Here is a 21,272-nt window from a genome sequence, read left to right as displayed (position 1 = left end):
GAAGATCGTGGCGGATCGTGCGGTCGCGCTGGCGCTGAGCGAGGACTGCCTTGCGACATCGCAGGACTGCGATCTTCGTCGCGGTTGTTCGGGCCGGTGGCGTCCGATCCGACAGTGTCACGGCTGGTCAAAGCGCTTGCCGAGGCCGGACCTCAGGCGTCGCGGGCGATCCGCACGGCGCGGGCGGGGGCACGCCGGCGGGCGTGGGAACTGGCGGGTGAGGACGCTGAGGTAACGCTGATTGAAGTGACCCACATGATGAGTTTGTGTGCAATTCTGCATTGTGATCAATCGATGGTCGGTCGCATCATTCGCTCATGGCACGCTGCCGGGCGAGAACTGATCGCGGGACTCTCTGCAAAAATCCAGTGAAGAAGGCTGGTCAACGATGTCGGCACCACAAGGGGATGCCGGAAGCCGGGCCGAAACCATCTAAAGCGAGAAGTCCGCGTAGGAGAACCTATGCTCCTCAGTCGCCCCGTCGCCAAGCACCGCCAACTCGAAGGCCGAGCAGTGCTATCGGCACTCAGAGTGTCCGTCGGACGCAGGAACAGCGCCTGCGAAGGGTGCGAGAAACCGCCAATTCGTGTAACCAGGTGATCTCTGGTGCATGGCAAGATGCCGTCAACCATCGCGCCAGGCGATACGTCTCTGAAGATACTTGGCTTCAGATAACTTCCCGTCGTCACCACAGGAAGTGCACTCTTTTGGCGGAGATTGCTTCGGCCATTTTGAATGGCAAGGACGCAATTCATGGCTTTGTAGGTTCCGTCGCTGGCGAAGTCGCGTTTCTCTTCGGCGCCGGCAGGGTAGTCAAGACTTTCGCTCAGGAGTTGACCTCAAGACTTCCATTGCCTATGGAAACCGAACTAGTAGCCGTTGCCCGTGCCCTACAAGTAACCGGCGTGTTCTTGTGTTCCTTGAATGGCGATGATCTTACTAGCTGTCAGTGCTTCATCGAGCTGGCTCTTGCGGAGACTAAGGAGACCGTAGGAAACCTGCTGACGGCTGCCATGAATGATTGGGTAAATCTAGGAAGCTATACCTAAGAAGGAACGCCACAAGCGAGCCGCGAGCTCCTGAACAGGTAACACGCCCTGGCTATGATCGGGTCATGTCGGTAGCCGCGATCGTCGGTACGGCTCATGCACCCTGCTGGGTTCGGCGCTGGGTTCACCCTCCTCAATTGGGCGACCAGAACGAGCACAACGCAGTCCCCCAAACTCGGGGGATGAAGGCCGGAGTCTCCTCCGATCCTGGGGCTGCCCAGTATCGGAGGAGACTCCGATACTGGGCAGCCCCAGGATTAAGGGGGCCGACCGCAGCGGGCGGGACCGTACCATCGGGCCGACACGGTTCCCCGGACGGCAATCCTGAGCGCGGCCGACGGTGCGAGCGTGTGTATTGCGGTCTGTGGTGCGCTTAACGGCTCGAGGTGAGAGTGATCAACGCGAGCGATTGGTGTGCTGGTGGTACGAGGTTTCTGTGGTGTTCAAGCTCGGCGGGGTCGGACCGGCCAGGTGCCATCGATGGTCTTGTCTTGGCCCTGCGACTGCCAGTACTGGTTGAGCGAGTCGGCCCACTGTTGGGACCACGCCACCTGTTTGTCGTACAGTTCCGATAATGCCAGCTCACCAACTTGTGACGGATAGCGCCGGGCAAGCCTCCAGGCGAGTCGGGCAGCGGCGAGGGCGTCCTGGGTGGCGTCATGTGCGCTGTCGAGCTTCACTCGGTAGTGACGACAAGTCTCTTCCAGGGTCCGCTTGCCACGACGACGGTCCAGCGCCCGATCAATGATGTGCGGATCCACCACCGGACCGGTGACCGAGACCTCGGTATCCAGATGCCTACCCAGTTCCCGGTCAAGGACGGTGAAGTCATAGGAACCGTTGAATGCCACCACCGGTACATCGCGTTCCCACGTCGTATGCAGGAGCCGCATGATCTCGGCCAACGCGTCGGCGGGTGCACGGCCCTCGGAGCGGACCTGCTCGGTCGTGATTCCGTGCACCGCGGTCGACGCAGCCGGAATGTCGATGCCCGGATCAATCAGCAGGCGGAACGCGTGACGAGGCCGATCGGCGCCGACCAGAACAAGGGCGGCGGCGACGATTCTGGCCTGATCCGGATCCTCACCGGTGGTCTCGACATCGAACCCGCCCATCCGCCCATCCGACCATCCCACAGCGGCCCTCCCAACCCATCCGATTCACCGACAGTGTTCCATCTCGTCCCCCACAGCGGGACAATTCCACCACACCGCCTTCGACCGCCCGGTCTACCGGGCAAAGATCTGTAAGTGGATCAACCACAGACCGCCCACCGCCCGCGAACAACAGCGGCGCGCTCGGCTGAATGGGGTCTGTCCAGTGTTAACGGCTCTGTCCCGTAATCGGTGGTGGAGGCCGGCGTTCAACGCGTCGCGGTCGAGTTCGAGGCCATTGGCGAAGCCGTGCAGGTGGGGCAGGTCAGCGGCTCGGGCGTCGGTGATCCAAGCGGTGAGATTGGCATCGTTGCCCTCGAGCGGGGTGAGGAGTTCGGCGCCGCGGACCAGGCGGGCGAGCTCGGCCAGCTCCGGGCAAGCAGCCGTGAGTTTCCGCAGTAGCCGGGTTTCGGCCTCCGCAGGTCATCGGGGCAGGTGAGTGAAAACCGGGCGAGGCGGCGTGGGGTGATGACGGGCCGGGCGCCCTCGGCCCGGCCCTGGGTGATGTAGCGGTAGAGCAGGTTGAAGCTACCTGGAGAAGCGCCGGATCGGATGTCCTGCCGACCGGCGGCTGAGGGATCGCGTGAGTCAGGCCTTGGCGCGCTGCTGCTTGAGGCGGAGGTTCTCCTTGCGGACTTCGGCCTGGATGGCTTGCTCGCGTTCCAGCCAGTCAGGGTTCTCGGCCTTCAGGTTCTCGATCTCGGTTGTGGTGAGGGGGCCCGTGATGCCGGCGCGGGCTAGACCTGAAGCGGAGACGCGGAGCCTGGCAGCGACGACCTGGCGGGGGTGAGGGCCCTCGCGGCGCAGGTCGGCGAGCCACGAGGGCGGGTCGGCTTGGAGCGCGTTCAATTCGTTTCGAGAGACGGGGCCTTCCTGAAATTCGGCGGGCGCTGCTGAAAGCAGGATTCCCAGCTTCTTGGCCGCGGTCGCGGGTTTCATGGTCTGCGGCGTCTTCGTCCTGGACGTGCTCATGATCCAAGGGTATCCAGCGGGAGGGAGCCACCTGGGCGTGGCTAGGCTGAAGAAGTGACCAATGGTGAATTCCGGCTTGCCTACGTGCCAGGGGTGACGCCCGGGAAGTGGGCTCGGGTGTGGGCCGAGCGGGTGCGGGAGGTGCCACTTCGGCTGGTGCAGATGCCCGCCGCAGAGGTCGTCCCCCTGCTGCGGGACGGTGGTGTGGACGCGGCGTTCGTACGCCTGCCCGTCGACCGTGCGGCCCTTCATGTGATCCCGCTGTACCTGGAGACGACCGTGGTGGTGGTGCCGAAGGATCACGCCGTGGCCGCGGTGGAGGAGGTGGAGCTTGCCGATCTCGTCGACGAGGACGTGTTCGAACCGCTCGACGACGTCTTGGCCTGGGACGACCGCCCCGGGCAGCTCGCCTTCACCCGTCCCGAGAACACCGCTATCGCGATCGAGTTGGTGGCGTCAGGGGCCGGCGTCCTGCTGCTCCCGCAGTCTTTGGCCCGCCTCCACCACCGCAAAGACCTCACCTACCGCACCGTGACCGACGCTCCTCAGTCCCAGATCGGTCTGGCCTGGCTCGAGGCTGTGACGACCGACCTCATGGAGGAACTGATCGGCATCGTCCGCGGCCGCACCCCCAACAGCTCCCGTGGCCGCAAACCGCAACAGCAGCCCACCGGTAAGAAGCCCCCGCCGAAGCGCTCCACCCCCAAGCGTCGCCGCCAACCGCGCCGCCGGACGTGAAGAGGGCCATGCCCGGCGACATACGCGCGAGCACTACATCCGCATTCCGACACGACTGCTGGAATACCGCTTAGCAAGGTGGCCGACGAGGCCAAACCGGATCACCCACCAAACGAAGGCCTGCCCCCCAGTTCGACCCCGGCGGCGTTCAGGCGACCCTGAACGCGATTCCTCAAGTTAAAAGATGAAAGAAACTGAAGGAATTCAACATTGACAAGGTTCATTACCCAGAATTAATATGATCATGGATTCCCGGCGCCAGGGTCACCGCGGCTGTACCGCCCACCGGCACGGCCTTCACACACGCCTGGCCTGGAGTGCTGCCCAATGATGAACACCGAACGCACATTGCTCGTGGCCCTGAGTGCCACTCTCGCCCTGCCCTGCCTGGCCTCCACCGCGGCATCCGCGGACCCCCTCCCGCCGAAGGAGATGACCCTGGAGGTGGTGGGATACGAAGGTACAGGATGCCCACCCGGACCGCCTGAAGAGGTAGAGATCTCTCTTAAGAAGGATTACACCGGATTCACCGTCCGGCTGGGCTCAATGGTCGCCAAGGACGGCGCCGGCTCAGGGTCAAATGATTACCGGAAGCATTGTGACCTATTCCTTAATGCCCATACTCCGTCAAGCCACACCTTTGCCGTCAGGCCGGTGGACTACACCGTTCGGGGACAACTGGGATCCGGTGCCTCAGCTGTTCTGACCTCGCGGATCTTCTTCCCGGGCGATCCGGGTCCGATGACGAGAGTAGAGAGGATCAGCGGCCCGTTCAAGGGGGTCCGGCAACTTCCAGCCCCCGACACCGAACTGAGGTACAAACCTTGCGGTGACGAAAGGCTCATCCGCATCCAGACGGGCCTGCTCGTCGACATCGGCACCTCGGACAAGTCGAAGAAGAATTTTATAGAACTGCCCAACGACGACGTCTACAAATTCGCCTGGAGAGAGTGTCCCGACCCAGCCCGACCCCGGTAAACGGCGGTCCCGGCGCATCCCTGCTTCTATTGGCGCGATGTGTCTACTGTCGTTCATAAGGTCGAGGGACGTCGGTGTCGTGGAAGTCATCGTGGTGGGCGCAGACCCGCCATGGCCGATCCCGGGCCCCGGGGGGCTTGACCGCTGCGAAGGCGTGACGGAGTCCGTGCGGGTGCCTGTCCTGTGGCAGATCGGCAGGTCGTTGGGGCGTAGGGGCCTTGGTCCACGTACGGCCCAATTCTCAGGACGCCTTGGGTGAGTGACTGTCGGGCTGCGGCGGCTCCGCACCTGCGAGGCATGCCCGGCAGCAGCTTGGCCTGACGAGCGCGTACACGCACGCCACCGGGCGCAACCCAGCCATCGCCGTCCCCATGGCGATCCGGTGGCGGCGAAGTGGACCGTGCATCGCTAAGCGACACATCCGCCAGATGCCGCAGGACATCTACGATCACCACCTGGGCGGCCGTTGGCGGGGGTGGCGACGATGGCGGGAATAGCACCAATCCCGTCAGTGCCAGGGCCCCCATCAACACCCACCGGGCCGCCGAGTCGAATCCGGCGGACGTCCCTGGCACGGCAACGACGAACGTGCTCAGGACGAATCCGGCGCCCGCTCCCCCGGCCGTCCACAACACCGCTGGCAGGACGTTGGGGTACCGCGTGTCCAGCTGCCGCAACCCATTTCTCGCCGCGTCCAAGAGCCGCGGTGCGGCATCCCGGGGCCACCGCCACCGGCACATGAACGGCCAAAGGATCCTCGCGGCGATTCCAATCGGCGTCGAGAGCAGGCCCGCTTTGACGCCGTCGGTATCCCAGAGGGCGGCAGCGGCCATCCCACCGACGACGTAGGCCCCCAACGCCCAGAGCAACCATGGCAGCATGCAGGAGACCGCACGGCCGAGCAGGGACGATGTGACCCGGGCGGGCCGCGAGCCGGTCAAGGCCGAGCGGGCCTGTCCCAGGGCGTTCCGGGTGCTGGAGATTGACCACCATTGGAGCAGCACCTCGTAGTCATTGGCCGCCGAGCCGGTGGTGTTGGTCGTCCACGCGGGAGTGGAGCGGATGGGGACACGGCCGTCCGTTGTGAAGTCGTCTTCAGGCCGTCCCGCGAGATACGACCGGAAGCTCGTATGGACGAAGCGGTATCCGCCTGCCTCGCGGAACAGCAGCGCGCGTTCGGCCGCCTGGTCCAGGAATCGGTACAGCGTCCACGGCAGGACGGCCCGGATGGCGAAGCTCCACCGGGTCGACCAGTAGGCAAGCCAGCTCCGGGCGGGTCCTGAACCGGCCAGCAGGGCCAGGCCGACCACCAGAACGGCGGTGGTCTCGGGCACAGGTCCGTCCAAATAGCCGACGGCGCCGAGGGCGAGCGCGGCCAGGGCGATGTACGCGCCGAAGATGACGGCGGCGACACGTGCCGACGTCCGGAGCGCGGCGGCCGGGGTGGCGGGTGCCGCCTCCTCGTCAGGCACCATGCCGTGGCCGAGGGCGAACACCAGGGCCATCACCAGGCCGCCGGGCACCGAGCCGAGCAGCGCGAAGCAGAACCCGAAAGCGACACCGCCGGCCCAGCCGCCGACGGCCGCGCCGAACAGCCCTGCCGCAGCGCCAACGTTCACGCCGCTGAAGAAGCCGTCCGGGAAGTGGGCGAACCAGTAACCGAGTGTCTCCCTGACGCCGGGCCAGCCGTGGACGAGGTTGTGTACGCCCAGCGCGTCCTGCCAGACGCTCTCGATGCCACCGACCGCGACCCCGACCGCCAGCCCGGCGGCGGCACCCAGCACGGCGCCACCGCGTGTCGCGGCCGAGTCCACACGATGCAGCGCCATGTGAAGGGCCCAGAAGGCGAGGACGATGCTCCCCCAGCCGATCCAGACGAAGATCCCGTTCGGGATGGTGGACTGGAGGGTGGTCATCACCACCGCGTTCACCGTCAAGGCGACCGCACCGCCCTTGGCCGCGCCCACGGCGGCCTGCCGCCAGGACCACGTCCAGCTGGCGAACGGCGGTGCCGGGGCGACCTGGAGGCCGCGACCGAGCGCGAATGTCGCGGTGCCCACCGCGGCGAACACCAGGCCGTCCGTGATGCCGAGGGCGAGGACCCCGGCCGTCGCGGCCCGCCGCTGGGGACCGGCCCCGCATCGCCTACCTGCTCGGTGCCTGGCCCCCCTCCACCGTGCATCACGTGCTGACCCGTTCCTGCACAGCGCCGTCGACGACCACTCCCGGTTGGCCTACACCCAGATCCTGCCCGACGAGCCCAAGGAATCCCCACCGCGTTCTGGCACCGGGCGCAGTCTTTCCTCGCCGTCGACATCACCGTGGCCTGCGTCCTGACCGACATTCAACGGCGCTTGCTATCGCTCCCGGCTCTGGCGCGACACGTTGACCGACGCCGGCATCACCCACAGACGCACCCGCCCCTACCGGGCGCAGACCAACGGCAAGGTCGAACGCTTCAACCGGCCTCCCACCGCCAGCCGAGTTCGCAACCTCACGAGACCGAGCAACGACTAGGCAGGGAGGATGTTGTGGGTGCGCCGGAACACGTTGCCGGGGTCGTAGCGGCGTTTGACCGCGGCCAGGCGCCGGTAGGTGTCCGGCGGGTAGGCCGCCGCGACCTCCGAGGGTTCGGCCGAGCCGAGGAATTCGATGTAAGCGCCCGAGCCCAGGGCGCTCACCTGCGACCACCGGCGCAACGCCTGATCCAGGAGCCCGGGCGGCGCGGCGTCCGGGACCAGGAAGGCGGCCGCCGCCATGACTTCGGCGTCTCGGTGGGCGAAGGCGGTCGCGTCCCGGCTGACGCGTGCGGCCGCGCCGCCCATGCTGCGTAGCGAGAGCGCCGCTCCGCCGCCGGTGAACAGTTCGGCGACGGCGGCGACGCGCGCGTCGTCGAGCGTGCTGAAGAAGGTGTTGCGCACCTCCATGCGCAGTCCGGGAGGCAGCGGTCCGGCGTCCTCGAACACTTCGGCGTAGGGCACGGCTCTGATGCCGTCGGAGGTGACCGGGGCGAGTTCCCGGAACGGACGCAGCGCCTGCTCCGCCTCACCGCCGTCCGAACCGGCGTAGCAGCACGTCAGCGTGACGCCCGCCAGATGCCCCGGCATCGCCGGCATGAAGCTGAGCGTCGTGGTCAGCCTCTCGTCGGCGGCCCGCATCAGATCGCGCCAGCCGGCGATGAGTCCCGGCAGGTCGCCGGCCTGGTAGCTGATCGTCCCGAAATGCACGGAAGTGATCGGCTGGGCGATGAAGTCGAAGCCGACCGCGACGCCGAAGTTGCCGCCGCCACCACGCAGCGCCCAGAACAGGTCGGCGTGCTCGACGGCGTCCGCGCCGATCAGCCGGCCGTCCGCGGTGACCAGCCGAACCGCCGCCAGGCTGTCGATGGCCAGCCCGTGCCGGCGTACCATCCAGCCGATGCCGCCTCCCAGCGTCAGCCCGCCCACACCGACCTGCCTGGTGTCTCCCGCGGTCAGCCCCAGCCCGTGCGGGCTCAGCGCCGCGGCCACCGCACCCCAGGTCGCGCCCGCACCGACGCGCACCCGCCCGGAGGCCGGGTCCAGCAGGCGCACACCATCGATCCGCCGCGTGTCGATGATCATTCCATCGGTGTTCGTGCTCAACCCCGCCATGCTGTGTCCGCCCGACCGTACCGTCACGGTCAGCCCGGTCTCGGCCGCGTAGCGCAGCGCCGCCGCTACCCCGGCCGCATCGCGGGGACGGACCACCAGGTCGGGCGTGCCGTCGGCGAACAAGATCGACGCGGACTCGGGATAGCCTTCGTCCCCCGGCCTCAGCACCTCCGCGACCGTGTCCAGCGCTGCTGCGGGACGTTCGCTGCTCGATATCTGTGTCATGGGGACGATGGTGCCGACCCCGCAGGTTTCGGTCGTCGGGTACAGGACGTGTCTTTTTCCTGCTCAGCAGGGAGTCAGCCGTCCGCCCGTGTACTACGGCGGGAGTAGCCGGCAATGGGTCCAGCGGCAGGACGCGTCCGCAGAACCGGCCCGTATCCTCGGAGAATGCGTACCGATCGCGGCTTGCGGAGGCTCTACGGGGCCGGATGGCTCATCTCCGCCGGCGTCATGCTCGTCGCCGCCCGCATGTGGCTGCTTCACCTGCGCGAGGTGGAGCAGCGCGCCGAGGAGGCGGAGCGAACCAAGGACGAGGCCGCCAGGCGCAGAGCCGTAGAGGAGCGGTTGCGCATCGCACGGGAACTGCACGATTCGCTCACGCACAGCATCTCGGTGATCCAGGTGCACGCCGGCGTCGAGGTGCACCTGGCGGGCAAGCGCGGCGAGGAGGTGCCGCCCGCGCTGCTGGCGATCCAAGAGGCCGGCGCGGACGCCGCCAGGGAACTGCGGGCCACACTCAGCGTGCTGCGCACCGACGAGGACGGCGCGAGCAGCGGCCTCGGCCAGCTGGAAAGCCTGGTGGCACGGGCACGCACGGCCGGGTTGCAGGTCACCGTGACGGTGACCGGCGCGCGATGCCGGCTCACGCGCGACGTCGACCAGGCCGCCTACCGCATCGTGCAGGAGGCGCTCACCAACGTCTCGCGGCACGCCGCGGGGGCGAGCGCCACGGTGCAGGTGCGGTACGGGCCGGACGAGCTGATCGTCCAGGTGGACAATGACGGCGCCGCAGCCGGTGTCCCGTCGGCTGGCCAGGGGCTCGGCCTGATCGGCATGCGCGAACGGGTCGCCGCGCTCGGCGGCCGTCTGCACGCCGGGCCGCACGGGGACGGCGGCTTCCGGGTACGCGCCGAACTGCCGATCCGGGCGGCGGCGTGATCCGTGTCCTGCTGGCCGACGACCAGGTGCTGATCCGCAGCGGGATCCGGTCACTGCTCGACTCCGAGGACGACATCGAAGTGGTCGCCGAGGCCGCCGACGGGCAGCAGGCGATCGCTTTGGCCGTGGAGCACCGCCCGGACATCGCGCTGGTCGACATCCAGATGCCGGTGCTCGACGGCATCGAGGCGACCCGGCAGATCGTCGCCGACCCGCGGCTGGCCGGCGTCCGCGTCGTCATCCTCACCAACTACGGGCTGGACGAGTACATCTTCCGCGCACTGCGGGCGGGGGCGAGCGGCTTCCTGCTCAAGGACACCCACCCCGCCGAGTTGCTCCAGGCGCTACGGGTAGCCGAGCGCGGGGAAGCCCTGCTGTCTCCCGCGGTCACCCGCCGGCTGATCAGTGAGTTCGTCGCCCGGCCACCGGACGTGCTGGCCGCGGCTGGAATGGAGTCGCTGACCAACAGGGAACGTGAAGTCGTCGCCTTGGTCGCCCACGGACTGAACAACGACGAAATAGCCGAAACCATGGTGCTCAGCCCCACCACGGCCAAGACCCACGTCAGCAGGGCGATGACCAAGCTCGGCGCGCGCGACCGCGCCCAGCTCGTCGTGTTCGCCTACCAGAGCGGCCTGGTAAGCCCCCGCGATCCAAGCCCACCCACCAGCGGCACACGCTGAACCAACCGACGGCCCCTCGAAAAGCTCTTCTGGTGGGGCCGTCCCTGGCGACCACAGATGGATACAGATCCGCTCACCCCCAACGCCCTCTGCAACCCCGCGCCAAGCACACCGATCTCCCACTCATCGGCAGAAGAGGGCATTCCCGAACGCTCGGTGGCAAGAGACGATGTCAGGGCTGAAGCAGCACCCGGGATAGATCATTCGGCCAAGGACCGTAGGTAGGCCATGACGGTCCTGCCACGGGGTGAGAGGCGGTAACCGGTCTCCAGGCTTTCTGTGAGTCCGAGGGCTTTCAGACGGCGGACGTCGGCTTTGAAAGGGAGTTTGTCGCGGTCCAGGTGTTCGGCCAGGTCCAGGGCGCGCAGACCGGGGTGGTCCTCGATGAGACGGAGGACCTCGCGGGTCCAAGGGGCGCGGCGGCTGCGGGTGTCGATGGCGTCCAAGGCGGCTTTGAGGTCGGCCAATTCCTGGTCGGTCAGGTCGGCGTTGTCGGCCAGTTCCGACCTGGGGTCGGGCCCGCCGAGATGGAGCATGACACGGTGGTAGCCGCCCTCCTTGGTGCTCTTGGAGAGAGCGGTAAGCAGCGCCGCGCGGCCGTTGAAGCCCGAACGCAGGGCGTCCTCTTCTGTGATCTCCTCGGGGGTGACGGCCGTGACCGAGTCGATCACGATGATTCCCGCCCAGGTGCGCTGGGTGCTCCCCGCACGGACCCGCGGTTCGGCCCACACCCGGAACACCCGGTCGATCCGCCCGCCCGCGATCCCCTCAAGGACCTCCCGCCTGAACAGCATCGTTCCCTCCCAGGTGATAGGCCTCGCCTTCTGCAACTTCATACAGGCCACCCAATAGATCATGCTAAGCGGGTTGCAGGAGGCCGCCCGGAGCAGAGGCGGCAACCCGGACGGCTACCTCGACTCGTCATCGACCAGACTCGCCGCCGGACTCCGCGACTGGGCACAGCGCTACGAAGGACTACCGCAGAACGCCGATTGCTCGCCACAGCCGACTGAACAAGGAACCGCTGGTCACCGCTGGCGAACGAGTCCGATTGAGGGTCAAGCCGTCGCTGTCTGCGGCAGAAGAGGATGTGGCCGGGTGTCGTCAGGCTCGCCTTTCCTCTCCACGGGCCTCCCGGTAGGCGGCGGTGAGCAATGCGAGGACGTCCTGGTCGAGTGGGCTCGTGAGGTAGTTGTTCTGCCGAATCTCGCCCGGGAGACGTTGGTCCAGACGGGCTAAGGTTTGCGGTGCCTCGGCCTGGAAGACCGACCGCTGCGGGCTCAGGTAGGCGCCGCGGTCGTTCCAGACGGTGACCAGCCCCCGGCCCTGGCCGGGAAGGCGTGCATTGAGCACCCAGCGTCCCTTTCCGACGGTGGTGTAGAGAGTGGCCAAGCCCTCGGCTTGTAGGTGCTGTGCCCAGTCGAGCAACCGTCTTAGCAATTCCTGGTGCGCGGGATCGGCAAGGTAGGAGGCATAGCCGAGCGTCTGGGTGAAAACCTGCCTGCGGTCGGCGTTGGAGGCGAGTTTCACCTCGATCACCACGGGCCGTCCGGTCTGGGCCTCCACCGCGATCAGATCGGCGTAACCATTGCCAACTGCACTTCCCGCCCCAGTAACACCAAAGTCGGCTGACCGGGGAGTGGAAGCATCGCCGCGCCCCGCTCGATGCTGTCGTGCAGGATCTGCTCCCGCTCGAACGGCTCGGCCTGTAACGCCACCTAGCGGCCGCCTTCGAGCTCGTGCCAGATCCCCGCCATCGGCGCCCTCCCATCTTCGCCGCCACAGTCGGTACACATCAAAGCACCAAGTGGGTATCGCCCGGAGCGCCATTCCAAGCACCGTGAAGACGGCGATGATGGATGGCGCGGTGATCCGTCAGCCGAGCATGCCCGCATCATCCACTGCTACCTGTGACTGGAGCGCCCGGTCGCGGCAGAAAAGTGCGCTGGGGGTCGTCAGACTTCCGGCGGTGGGAGGTCGAGGATCGCCGCGGCCACCGTGTCCACGTACCAACGTTGGAAACGTTCGGGTGACCAGCCGCGTTCGCGTACGAGCCAGTCGTAGTTGGTGACGTCCATGGCGAGGAAAAGGACGTCGGCGGCGCTGTCGACGTCGTGGTCTGGCCGCAGGTGGCCGGTGGCGGCGAGTTCGGTGGCGAACATGGTCATGCCCCGCCGACGTTCCTCGGTGTTCTTACGCCAGATCGAGGCGACGTCGGGGTCGGCGGTGGCGGCGCCGGCGAGCGCGATCATCACCTCGGCCTGGCGGACGTGGGTCTGGTACAGGTGCCGGGCATAGCAGGCGAGCTTGTCACGGGGGTCGGTGAGCCTGCGGATCTCGGCGACGAAGGGCCTGTCGGGCAGCGCGGTCGGCTCGTCGTCACCGGCGATGGTGACGTCGACGAGCTGGGAGAGCAGGTTGCGTTTGCTGCCGAACACCGCGTACACGGTCTGGATCGCGACTCCGGCATCGGCCGCGACCGCGGTCAGCGGGGTGGCGGCGTAACCGGGATCGACGAACAGCCGGCTCGCCGCGTCCAGGATCGCCCGGCGGGTCTGGCTGGCCTGCTGCCGGCGCCGTGCCGATTCATAGCGTCTCTTGACAGCCACGTGAGAAGCGTAGTCTTCTATTGGATAGAGGTTTCATCTAACGAAAGGTCGCCCGGGATGCCGTTCGGAGTGCTGCAGGAGATGCCCGGAGTCACCGAGAGCGAGTACCGGCTGGTGGAGAAGCACCTGGGGCCGGATCGGCCGCCCGGGCTGCTCGCCCACGTGGCCGGTCCCGCCCCCGACGGCTGGAGGATCATGAACGTCTGGGAGAGCGAGGAGGCGTTCCGTCGCTTTCAGTCCGAGCGGCTGATCCGCGCGGCCGGTCTCGCGGCACAGCAGGAGGGGTTCGACCCCGGCAAGGCCGCCGGATTCCGGTCGGTCACCCTCGACGGCACCGAACTGCCGTTCTGATGCCCGACGCCGCGTCCCTGCGGGCACGCAATCTCGCATTCTGGACGCAGACCGCGCCCGGCTGGATCCGGCACGCCGACCGGCACGATCATCTCGGCCGGCCGCTGGGCATGCCGGCGATGGCCTGGTTGCGGCCACGCGCCGGCGAGCGGTTCCTGGACGTCGGCTGCGGTTGCGGGGGCACCACCGCCGCCCTCGCGGCGGCCGTCGCGCCGACCGGCCAGGCGGTCGGCGTGGATCTGGCCGAGTCGATGGTGGCGGCCGCCCGCCGGCGCTTCCCCCCGGACCGGCACCCCGGCCTGCGATTCATCGCCGCTGATATCGAGACGGCCGACGTCGTGCCCGGCGCGCCGTTTGACGCGGTGTTTTCCCGCATGGCGCTGATGCTGCTGGCCGACCCGGTCGCCGGCTGCATCGCCATACGACGGTCGTTGCGCCCGGGTGCCCGGCTGGCCGCGACCGTCTTCCGCGACGGCACGGCCAACCCCTGGCTTGCGATGGCCGTGCTCGGCGCCGCACCCCATCTCGACGCCCTGCCACCGCTGCCGCTGGGCGAGGAACCGGGCCCGTTCGCCTTCGCGCAACCGGCGCGCATCAAGCGCATACTCACCGCAGCCGGCTTCGAAGGCATCACGATCCAGCCACACGATGTCACCCTGCAGGTTACCGACGAACCCGACACGGTGGCCGAATGGCTTATCGAAATGGGCCCCGCGAGCGCGGCGTACCGGGCCGCCTCTCCTGCACGGCAGGCAGCCGCCAGGTCAGCAACCGCCGGCCTCCTCACCCGGTTCGGTGTCCCTGACGGTGACTCCGGTCCCAGCTACCGGCTCCCGGCCGGCTACTGGCTGATCACCGCGACGACCCCCGGGTGATCACACCGTAGATCGTCATCGTCACCTCGATGTCACTGTGCCCGACGATTTTCCGGACGACGTGCGGCGGGACGCCGAACTCCAGCAGCAGCGAGACACGTGTGCCGTCTGTCGTGCAACCGCATCGCGCCCAGGCCGGCCGCCGCCCGAATACGGCCCCAACTGCGCCGAAGGTTGTCGGGCTCCATCGGCGTACCAAGGTGGGAAGGGAAGACGAGCCCGTGATCCTGCCAGCGTGGCCAGGCGTCCGTCCGCTCCCTGTCCTGGTTGACACGGTGCTCGCACAATGCCGTGACACACAGGTCAGGTAGCGGAACCGTCCGCATCGAGTCATCGGTCTTGGGCGGGACGAACCGCAATTCGCCGCCGACCCGCTGGAGCGTCTGAACCACTTCCAGCTTGGCAGCTTCAATGCCCGTCTCGGCGCAGCGCGCACACGGCGCACCATCGAGACCGCCGCCCTCTCCCCCGCACGCGCGGCACAGCGTCAGATTGCCGACCTGTGACGGGCAGGGAGGCTGGTGCGAGTTCGGCAGCGGCCAGTAGACCGAGGCCAAACCCAAAGAGTGGATCAAGTGCCAGGACTGCGGGCGAAAGGGTAGGACGTGACCGCCGCCCCCCAGGACGGCCCCACATGTCCCACGAGGGAAAGGCACGGCACCGGTTGAGAGCGTGCGGGTCTGGGGAAGTCCGTTGTTTTCCAGACCCCTCCTAGGGCTGGGGTCCTCCTTCGCACGAAACGGTCTGTCACGAAATTGTGCACCGTTCGCGCAATTGAGCACCCCGGAGCCTCGTTGAGCAGTGCAGGGTATGGATGGTTGCCGAGCCGGATCGGTGAAGTGGTGGGTGGGCCGGTTTCGGTCGTGGAGAGTGTTTACGTCCCGGACGCAGGGTGGTGCGCCTAGCCTCCCTGGTGACGGTCAGTGGCTTTGCGGTCACTGGTGATCGTTTAGGGAAGGCGCGGGGATGTCTGGGGATCTGGTGCGGTTAGCCGGGGACGTGACGCAGTACGTGACCACGGCGGCGAGCGCCTATCGGGGTGCAATGTTCGCGCGCACGCTGGGACAGGTGGCCGATGCCACGATGGGGTTCGGGCAGCGGCCCGTGCAGAGGATCTTCGGCGTCCACGCAGACGGCGAGGAGGTGCCCGAGCCGCTGGGCGATGTGGTCGACGGTCCCGACGTAGCTGACAACGAGGCCGCGTTGCGTAAGGCCATCCGCACGATCCTGGCCACAGACACCGAGTTGGCCACGCAGGTCCAGCAGTTGGTCCGGCACGCGCACAGAACGGGGGTGCAGGTGATGACGTCCGGGGAGCGGTCCCCGGCAGTGCACACCAACCACGGCATCATCGCGACCGGCGATGGCAACACCTTCCAGTAGCGAGTCGGCCATGACCGACGACGCCACGGGAGCCGAGCAGCGGTTAAGCTCCCCCCCTGCCACCCACCTACAAACTTCAGGGGCCCGATCGCCAGGGGTCGGTGTCAACTTTGGCAACGTCAAGACCGGCGATGAGATCATCCAGGCTGCGGTGTCGCTCCCGGCGCCGGAAACGGTGCGGCCCGCCGCACGAATCGTCGGATTGCCGCGCCCGGCCACGCCTGTGTTCCTCGGACGCCACGACGATTACCGGTGGCTTGAACAGGTGTTGGCCGCCGCAGATAAGACGGTGGTGGTGACGCAGGCCCTGTATGGGATGGGCGGGGTGGGCAAGTCGGAGATGGCGTTGCAGTACGCCCACCGGGCCCGGGAGCGGTATGAGGCGGTGTGGTGGATCACCGCCGAGAGCCCCGAGCAGGTCGAGGCCGGGTTGGCCGCGTTGACCCATCACCTGGTCCAGGATGCCGCGCGGGCGGCGACCACCGAGGATGCCGCCGCGTGGGCGGTCGGCTGGTTGCGGGCCCATCCGGGATGGCTGCTGTTGTTGGACAACGTCACCGACCCAACCCATGTCGCCGCGCTGTTGGGGCGTCTGGAGGGTGGGCATGCGCTGATCACCAGCCGCCGGGACGTGCGCTGGCCCGGCACCACGCGTACCTTGCAGCTCGGGCTGCTCGACCCAGCGCCGGCCGCCGAACTGATCACCACCATCACTGGGCACACCGCCCCAGAAGACCGGCAGACCTCTGCGGAGATCGCCCGGGAACTCGGGTATCTGCCGCTGGCGTTGGACCAGGCCGCCGCCTACATTCGTCAGACCCGCATCAAGTTGGCCCGCTATCTGGGGTTGCTGAAACAGCATCCGGCCCGCTACTACGCCAAGGCCGCCGACGGCGACAAGGCCCAGGCCACCATCGCTCGCCTGTGGGACATCACCCTGGAAACCCTTCAAGAGCAGGCCCCGAAGGCCGCCCAACTTGTTTCGGTACTGGCGCAGTACGCGCCTGCGGACATTCCTCGGCTGATGCTGGGCGGCGGGGACGAGGAGGCCGCCGAGGCCGCAGACGAAGCGTTAGGAGTCCTGGCCTCCCACAGCATGATCGACCTGACCGATGAGGTGGTGGCGATGCACCGCCTCACCCGAGCCGCCGTCCTGTCCCAAGCCCAGGACACCAGCGAAGATGACGGGCACAGTACGGCCCGCGACCTTGCCCTCGACTGGCTCCAGACGACCATGCCCGCCGACCCCGACTCCGCAGTGGCCGGTTGGCCCGTCTGGCGATCTCTTGTCGTCCATGTGGAAGCGATCACCGCCTCTGCCTCATCCCGCCCATCGGAGCAGCTCAGCCAAGTGCTCAACCAGACAGGGTTGTTCCTGATCGCGCAGGGCGAGTATCAACGCGCCAATGACATGCTCACCATCGCAGCCACCATCGCCGAGGCCGCACTGGGCCCTGATCACCCCGACGTCGCCATCCGGCTGAGATACCTGGGCGGCACGCACCGTACACTCGGGCGGGCCGCCGAAGCCCTGCCATTGGAGCAACGGGCGCTGGCCATCGCCGAGGCCGCGCTGGGCCCTGATCACCACGAGGTCGCCATCGGGCTGGGGCACTTGGCCGCCACCCATCGCGCACTGGGACGCGCCGCCGAAGCCCTGCCATTAGAGCAACGGGCGGTTGCTATCGCCGAGGCCGCACTGGGCCCGGACCATCCCAGCGTGGCTCTCGGGCTGGGGAACTTGGCCGTCACGCTCCGCGCACTGGGACGGGTGGCTGAGACACTGCCGTTGGAGCAACGGGCGTTAGCCATCGCCGAGGCAGCGTTGGGCCCAGACCATCCCGACGTCGCCATCGGGATGGGGAACCTAGCCGTCACGCTCCGTGCACTGGGACGGGCCGCCGAAGCCCTGCCATTGGAGCAACGGGCGTCGGCTATCGCCGAGGCCGCGCTGGGCCCGAATCACCCCGACGTCGCCACCCGCCTGGCAAACTTGGCCGCCACATATCACGCACTGGGGCGGGTGGCTGAGGCAATGCCGTTGGAGCAACGGGCGTTTACCATCACCGAGACTGCGCTCGGCACCGATCACCCCGACGTCGCCATTCGCCTGGGGAACCTGGCCGCCACACACCGTGCACTGGGACGGGCCGCCGAAGCCCTGCCATTGGAGCAACGGGCGCTGGCCATCGCCGAGGCCGCGCTGGGCCCGAATCACCCCGACGTCGCCACCCGCCTGGCAAACCTGGCCGCCACGCACCGCGATTTGAGGCAGGCCGCGGAAGCGCTCGCAGCGATCACCAGAGCCGAACGATGCGCATTGGCTGCTCTTGGGACACAACACCCCACAACACGGTCACTGCAGCAGTCCGTCAACCACTTGAAAGATCTGTTCGGAGTTCCGGATTGAACCAGAGCCGTACAGCACACGAATGCGGCAACACAGGCATAGTCGCTTACATGTTCTTCTATCGACCTACGTCACAGGAAAGGAGAGACGCCAAGGATTCATGATCGCCGGGCTCGCATCGGGGCCCCTGCTCGAACCTCGCCAATAACGCCTCCCTCTCCGGCTTCGTGCGCTGCTTCCGGTACCCAGGCCTATTCCACGACGCCAACACGGCAATCCTCTTGTCGATTTCCGCCAGAACGGCCTCCTCACCGACTCAACACACCTCAACCACTCCCCTCGACATCGGGCACCAGGGCGGCCGGGGCGAATGGACGGGGCGAAGGCATTTCCACCGAAACCTTTGGGCACGATCAGGAGTTCAGGTGGAGGCGTGGAAGGAAGCTCCCGGCGCGGTCGGGGAAGGACTGAATGTAGTTTTGCCAGATACTGCGGCATGACTGGCAGAACTCCACCCGGCCGAACGTGCCGATCTCTTCTGCACCGTAAGCGGGACGGCGGCGGCATTGCGGGCATTTGTCACCGTCGGGTCGGGTGAGCATCTCGGCGAGCCCGTCGAACAGCACCCGGTCCCTGTGGGTCATGACGGCCTTGTACCGTTCGATGCCGGTCTTGGCGCTGGTGGCATCGTTGCGGTACCAGAGCTTTCGGTTCTGGCACGTCTCGTCGACGACTTGCGCCGTCTCCGTTTGCCGAGCAGGAGCCCGTCCTCGACGAAACGGTACCTGCGCATCGTCACGTGGATCGGGCCACCGAGCAATCGCGTGAAGTCCACCGCGCAGCGTCTGGCGGTGCTACGGGCCCAGTGCGCGTCCAGCGCCCACAGCACCTCGCGGTAGGCTCCCGGCCGAAGTGCGGGACCGACGTAGGCGTCGGTGTGTTCGTGGGCCCGTTGCTTGCGGGGCCACGCGGCCGCCGTGATCAGAGGCATCGCTCCGGTGGCGCCTCGCGCATGAGCGTCGCGCTGGCCGCTTCGACCGGCAGCATCTGCGTCGCGGGCGACACGAGTACTGACGCCAGGACGACGGCGGGCGCGCCGAGTAGCCGCCGCGGCAGCTGCGGCCGGCGGGCGCTGGAGGAATGATCGCCCAGACTCGATCACCTCGGCGTCCCCGAAAGACCCAGGTCGCCTGTTGTTGATGTCAACACTTGAATTGGCGAAAGTGTCTCACCAGGGAGACAGCGATCGAGTCGGCCCCCGCAGTGGACGCCGAGGATGTGCGACGATCTCACCAAGGCCACTGAGAGGCGTTCGATAGACCGGTGAATCGGGCGGCGGCGCCCTGGAGAGAGCTCACAGCGACATGGAGAACATGCAGTTCAAGATGCTGATTGATGTTCTACGCCGGATGCCCACGCCGGACGTGGCGTGCTTCGTCCGCGCCGGCCCGACTCCCCGGTCTGGCGGGCGGACGACGCGTTCGCGGCTCCTCACAGAGCCGGTGATCGACCTGCGGTACGCCGGTACCCGCCCGGACGCGCAGTTGCCCTAGCCGCGACGGGGAGGGGGTCCACGAGGCCAGCGCCACCCTGCTTTGGCCGGACCGTACCGAACGCGATCAACGTCTCTACCACGGCGAATACGGCCGACGGCTCCGAAAGTCGACTGCGCGGCCCGCGATCGGGGCGGCCCGTGGCGCCGTCCCAGAAGGCTCACTTCTTGACCTGTTGACAATTACAACACAGAATCACATACTCAAACCCGCTCCAAAAGGGCCAATGCGCCCACTACGGGCGGTCCGGCAGCCGAGCGAATGGAGAGCGCGAGTGCAGAAGGTCTACTGCTTGTACAAGCTGAAGCCTGGTGTGACGGCCGATGAGTACATCGAGTGGTCGAAGACCGTCGATCAGGCGATCACCAGTCAGCAGCCCTGCGTGCACCGGTTCCGTGTGCTCCAGCTCGCCGGCTCGCGCGGCGGTGCGTCCCCGTGGGACGTCGTCGAGGACATCGAGGTCGAGTCGTGGGACGCCTGGGAGCAGTGCCTGACCACGCCGGAGATGGCCGAGGTCGTGGCCGGTTTCCGCAAGATGGCCGACCGGGAATCGGCCGTCACCGTGTTCGGCAGCGAGATCGTATAGCGGGGGTGAGGGGACATGGGGATCGTGCCTGACGACGTGGGGCCCGTTGCCGACAGCGCGGTGTCGCGGCTTTCGGTCGGGGCGCCGAGCACCCCGGACCTGCTCGTACCGTTCGCACGGCGCGCGGAGCGTCTCGGGTTCGCCGGGATCTGGACGCAGGACTCGGTGAACAGCGACAACTTCTCGCTCGACGGACTGCACGTGCTGTCGCACCTGGCAGCGGTCACCGAACGGCTGCGATTGGGCATCGGCGTGCTGTACTCCGGACGGCGGAACCCCGCCGTCCAGGCCCGCGAGTTGGCCACCATCGACCAGCTCTCTCGTGGCCGGCTCACCGTCGGGCTCGGCATCGGCCTTGCCTATCACCGGGCGGGCCTCGCCGCGCTGGGTATCCCGACCGACCGGCCGATCCGCCGGCTGGTCGAGGGAATCGATGTGATGCGGGCCTTGTGGGGCCAGACCGAGGCCGGCTACGACGGTGAGCTGTACTCATTCTCCGGCATGCGGGCGCAACCGGAACCGGTCCAGCGGCCCGGCCCGCCCATCTGGATCGGAGCCCGGGCCGAGCCGGCGCTACGGCGTGCCGTCCGGATCGCGGACGGGTGGACCGGCGCCGGGCCCGTCGGGACCGAGGACTTTCTGCGGCAGCTGGCGATCGTGCAGGAAGAGATGGCCGACCAGGGACGCGACCCGGCCAGTTTCACCATTTCCAAGAGCGTCTACATCGCGGTCGAGGACAGCGAGGAGCTCGCGCGGCGGCACCTGATCCCGGCGTTCGAGCAGGCGTTCGGGGGGAATCCGGTCTACGACGCGGCCGGCATGGCCGACCGGGTAGCCGTGTACGGCCCGCCGGATCACTGTGCCCAGCGGTTGGGGGAACTGTTCGATGCGGGGGTGGACGAGCTGATCCTCTATCCGATGTATGACCGGCTGGCCCAGCTTGAGGCGATCGGGGAGTTGGTTCCCGCGCTGGCCGGAGCGGGCCGGTCATAACGGGCGGGACGGCGCGGCCCGGGGCCGAGCCGTCCCTCTCCCGGGCCGGGTCGGCGCTGCTCGGGTGCGTCGACCCGCTCGGCGTCACGGTGGGCGACGAGGTCCGGCCGTTGGTGAGCGCGACCGTCGACGTCGAGCTGGTACGCGTTGCGCACGGCTGATGATGTGCCTGGGCGGCGACGGCTGCTCCTGGGTGCCCGGGAGG

21 protein-coding genes and 3 pseudogenes are annotated in these 21,272 nt (G+C 67.5%); 14 read left to right on the top strand and 10 right to left on the bottom strand.

Features of this window, described 5'->3' with window-relative positions:
* Window positions 1-114: 114 nt before the first annotated feature.
* Together AMA02S_RS45310 and AMA02S_RS42285 are read left to right on the top strand one after the other, a co-directional pair.
* Complete coding sequence (locus AMA02S_RS45310) at window positions 115-372, top strand: hypothetical protein (protein WP_157430943.1); 258 nt, start codon at window positions 115-117, stop codon at window positions 370-372.
* Between the two features lie 224 nt (window positions 373-596).
* Entirely contained in the window at window positions 597-1,049 is a 453-nt protein-coding gene (locus AMA02S_RS42285) for a hypothetical protein (RefSeq protein WP_157430942.1), read from the top strand.
* Between the two features lie 443 nt (window positions 1,050-1,492).
* Here AMA02S_RS42285 and AMA02S_RS31980 read toward each other — a convergent pair whose 3' ends face one another.
* From AMA02S_RS31980 to AMA02S_RS31970, 3 genes and pseudogenes are all read right to left on the bottom strand, one after another.
* Entirely contained in the window at window positions 1,493-2,185 is a 693-nt protein-coding gene (locus AMA02S_RS31980; RefSeq protein WP_084265820.1) for an exonuclease domain-containing protein, read from the bottom strand.
* A 183-nt stretch (window positions 2,186-2,368) separates the two neighbouring features.
* Window positions 2,369-2,784: pseudogene (locus AMA02S_RS44400) on the bottom strand (hypothetical protein); the annotation flags it as partial.
* 7 nt (window positions 2,785-2,791) lie between these two features.
* Window positions 2,792-3,175: a DUF5997 family protein gene (locus tag AMA02S_RS31970; protein WP_084265819.1), complete on the bottom strand. Its 384-nt coding sequence runs from the start codon at window positions 3,173-3,175 to the stop codon at window positions 2,792-2,794.
* Window positions 3,176-3,229: 54 nt separating this feature from the next.
* Here AMA02S_RS31970 and AMA02S_RS31965 point away from each other — a divergent pair, with 54 nt between their 5' ends.
* Window positions 3,230-3,913, top strand: a complete 684-nt coding sequence (locus tag AMA02S_RS31965) for a LysR family substrate-binding domain-containing protein (RefSeq protein ID WP_067465901.1) — start codon at window positions 3,230-3,232, stop codon at window positions 3,911-3,913.
* A gap of 432 nt (window positions 3,914-4,345) precedes the next feature.
* Window positions 4,346-4,891, top strand: coding sequence for a DUF4360 domain-containing protein (locus AMA02S_RS40810; RefSeq protein ID WP_169806926.1), 546 nt, complete (start codon window positions 4,346-4,348; stop codon window positions 4,889-4,891).
* Window positions 4,892-4,977: 86 nt separating this feature from the next.
* Here the strand turns inward: AMA02S_RS40810 and AMA02S_RS31960 are convergent, their stop codons facing one another.
* Complete coding sequence (locus AMA02S_RS31960; RefSeq protein WP_067465899.1) at window positions 4,978-6,963, bottom strand: NACHT domain-containing protein; 1,986 nt, start codon at window positions 6,961-6,963, stop codon at window positions 4,978-4,980.
* A 124-nt stretch (window positions 6,964-7,087) separates the two neighbouring features.
* On the opposite strand from AMA02S_RS31960, the pseudogene AMA02S_RS42280 reads away from it, so the two are divergent.
* Window positions 7,088-7,357, top strand: a pseudogene (locus AMA02S_RS42280) (DDE-type integrase/transposase/recombinase); the annotation flags it as partial.
* 47 nt (window positions 7,358-7,404) lie between these two features.
* Here the strand turns inward: AMA02S_RS42280 and AMA02S_RS31955 are convergent.
* The gene (locus tag AMA02S_RS31955) at window positions 7,405-8,748 is read right to left on the bottom strand and encodes an FAD-binding oxidoreductase (protein ID WP_084265816.1); all 1,344 of its coding nucleotides are present in this window, start codon (window positions 8,746-8,748) and stop codon (window positions 7,405-7,407) included.
* 165 nt (window positions 8,749-8,913) lie between these two features.
* On the opposite strand from AMA02S_RS31955, the gene AMA02S_RS31950 reads away from it, so the two are divergent.
* Both AMA02S_RS31950 and AMA02S_RS31945 read left to right on the top strand, forming a co-directional pair.
* Window positions 8,914-9,684, top strand: coding sequence for a sensor histidine kinase (locus AMA02S_RS31950; RefSeq protein WP_067465896.1), 771 nt, complete (start codon window positions 8,914-8,916; stop codon window positions 9,682-9,684).
* A complete protein-coding gene (locus tag AMA02S_RS31945; RefSeq protein ID WP_067465893.1) occupies window positions 9,681-10,367 on the top strand; it encodes a response regulator in 687 nt (228 codons plus the stop codon). Before AMA02S_RS31950 ends, AMA02S_RS31945 begins: the two co-directional genes overlap by 4 nt.
* A gap of 200 nt (window positions 10,368-10,567) precedes the next feature.
* On the opposite strand, the gene AMA02S_RS31940 is transcribed toward AMA02S_RS31945, so the two are convergent.
* The 4 genes from AMA02S_RS31940 to AMA02S_RS31930 form a co-directional block, all read right to left on the bottom strand.
* Window positions 10,568-11,161, bottom strand: coding sequence for an ASCH domain-containing protein (locus AMA02S_RS31940; protein ID WP_067466328.1), 594 nt, complete (start codon window positions 11,159-11,161; stop codon window positions 10,568-10,570).
* Window positions 11,162-11,471: 310 nt separating this feature from the next.
* Window positions 11,472-11,909, bottom strand: a complete 438-nt coding sequence (locus tag AMA02S_RS31935) for a hypothetical protein (protein ID WP_157430941.1) — start codon at window positions 11,907-11,909, stop codon at window positions 11,472-11,474.
* A 29-nt stretch (window positions 11,910-11,938) separates the two neighbouring features.
* The gene (locus AMA02S_RS42275) at window positions 11,939-12,085 is read right to left on the bottom strand and encodes a hypothetical protein (protein ID WP_157430940.1); all 147 of its coding nucleotides are present in this window, start codon (window positions 12,083-12,085) and stop codon (window positions 11,939-11,941) included.
* Window positions 12,086-12,322: 237 nt separating this feature from the next.
* Window positions 12,323-12,976, bottom strand: a complete 654-nt coding sequence (locus AMA02S_RS31930; RefSeq protein WP_067465887.1) for a TetR/AcrR family transcriptional regulator — start codon at window positions 12,974-12,976, stop codon at window positions 12,323-12,325.
* Window positions 12,977-13,033: 57 nt separating this feature from the next.
* Between AMA02S_RS31930 and AMA02S_RS31925 the strand changes: the two genes are divergently transcribed.
* From AMA02S_RS31925 to fxsT, 4 genes are all read left to right on the top strand, one after another.
* Window positions 13,034-13,327, top strand: coding sequence for a hypothetical protein (locus AMA02S_RS31925; RefSeq protein ID WP_067465883.1), 294 nt, complete (start codon window positions 13,034-13,036; stop codon window positions 13,325-13,327).
* Window positions 13,327-14,202, top strand: coding sequence for a class I SAM-dependent methyltransferase (locus tag AMA02S_RS31920; protein ID WP_067465880.1), 876 nt, complete (start codon window positions 13,327-13,329; stop codon window positions 14,200-14,202). Before AMA02S_RS31925 ends, AMA02S_RS31920 begins: the two co-directional genes overlap by 1 nt.
* Before the next feature lie 966 nt (window positions 14,203-15,168).
* Window positions 15,169-15,585 (top strand): hypothetical protein, encoded by a 417-nt coding sequence (locus tag AMA02S_RS31915; protein WP_067465877.1) that lies wholly within the window; start codon window positions 15,169-15,171, stop codon window positions 15,583-15,585.
* 10 nt (window positions 15,586-15,595) lie between these two features.
* Window positions 15,596-17,995, top strand: a complete 2,400-nt coding sequence (gene fxsT, locus AMA02S_RS31910) for an FxSxx-COOH system tetratricopeptide repeat protein (RefSeq protein ID WP_169806925.1) — start codon at window positions 15,596-15,598, stop codon at window positions 17,993-17,995.
* A gap of 353 nt (window positions 17,996-18,348) precedes the next feature.
* Here the strand turns inward: fxsT and AMA02S_RS45350 are convergent.
* A pseudogene (locus tag AMA02S_RS45350) lies at window positions 18,349-18,926 on the bottom strand (hypothetical protein).
* A 382-nt stretch (window positions 18,927-19,308) separates the two neighbouring features.
* Between AMA02S_RS45350 and AMA02S_RS31900 the strand changes: the two are divergent.
* The 3 genes from AMA02S_RS31900 to AMA02S_RS31890 all read left to right on the top strand — a co-directional run bounded on the left by AMA02S_RS31900 (window position 19,309) and on the right by AMA02S_RS31890 (window position 21,067).
* Window positions 19,309-19,488 carry a hypothetical protein gene (locus tag AMA02S_RS31900; protein WP_157430938.1) on the top strand — a complete coding sequence of 60 codons (180 nt, stop codon included), beginning with the start codon at window positions 19,309-19,311 and terminating at the stop codon, window positions 19,486-19,488.
* 274 nt (window positions 19,489-19,762) lie between these two features.
* Complete coding sequence (locus tag AMA02S_RS31895; RefSeq protein WP_067465865.1) at window positions 19,763-20,074, top strand: RedY/HapK family protein; 312 nt, start codon at window positions 19,763-19,765, stop codon at window positions 20,072-20,074.
* Window positions 20,075-20,089: 15 nt separating this feature from the next.
* Window positions 20,090-21,067: an LLM class flavin-dependent oxidoreductase gene (locus AMA02S_RS31890; protein ID WP_067465862.1), complete on the top strand. Its 978-nt coding sequence runs from the start codon at window positions 20,090-20,092 to the stop codon at window positions 21,065-21,067.
* Window positions 21,068-21,272 lie beyond the last annotated feature (205 nt).

Source organism: Actinomadura macra NBRC 14102 (assembly GCF_001552215.1).
Taxonomy (GTDB): Bacteria; Actinomycetota; Actinomycetes; order Streptosporangiales; family Streptosporangiaceae; genus Spirillospora; species Spirillospora macra.
The sequence above is the reverse complement of the archived record's forward strand: the minus strand, read 5'-3'. Positions and strand labels throughout refer to the sequence as shown.

Bases quoted from the DNA above. Each gene is read 5' to 3' on its own strand.
- AMA02S_RS31970 (WP_084265819.1), bottom strand. From the start codon at position 3,175: ATGAGCACGTCCAGGACGAAGACGCCGCAGACCATGAAACCCGCGACC.
- AMA02S_RS40810 (WP_169806926.1), top strand. From the start codon at position 4,346: ATGACCCTGGAGGTGGTGGGATACGAAGGTACAGGATGCCCACCCGGA.
- AMA02S_RS31955 (WP_084265816.1), bottom strand. From the start codon at position 8,748: ATGACACAGATATCGAGCAGCGAACGTCCCGCAGCAGCGCTGGACACG.
- AMA02S_RS31950 (WP_067465896.1), top strand. From the start codon at position 8,914: ATGCGTACCGATCGCGGCTTGCGGAGGCTCTACGGGGCCGGATGGCTC.
- AMA02S_RS31940 (WP_067466328.1), bottom strand. From the start codon at position 11,161: ATGCTGTTCAGGCGGGAGGTCCTTGAGGGGATCGCGGGCGGGCGGATC.
- AMA02S_RS31925 (WP_067465883.1), top strand. From the start codon at position 13,034: ATGCCGTTCGGAGTGCTGCAGGAGATGCCCGGAGTCACCGAGAGCGAG.
- AMA02S_RS31920 (WP_067465880.1), top strand. From the start codon at position 13,327: ATGCCCGACGCCGCGTCCCTGCGGGCACGCAATCTCGCATTCTGGACG.
- AMA02S_RS31915 (WP_067465877.1), top strand. From the start codon at position 15,169: ATGTCTGGGGATCTGGTGCGGTTAGCCGGGGACGTGACGCAGTACGTG.
- fxsT (WP_169806925.1), top strand. From the start codon at position 15,596: ATGACCGACGACGCCACGGGAGCCGAGCAGCGGTTAAGCTCCCCCCCT.
- AMA02S_RS31900 (WP_157430938.1), top strand. From the start codon at position 19,309: ATGCAGTTCAAGATGCTGATTGATGTTCTACGCCGGATGCCCACGCCG.
- AMA02S_RS31890 (WP_067465862.1), top strand. From the start codon at position 20,090: ATGGGGATCGTGCCTGACGACGTGGGGCCCGTTGCCGACAGCGCGGTG.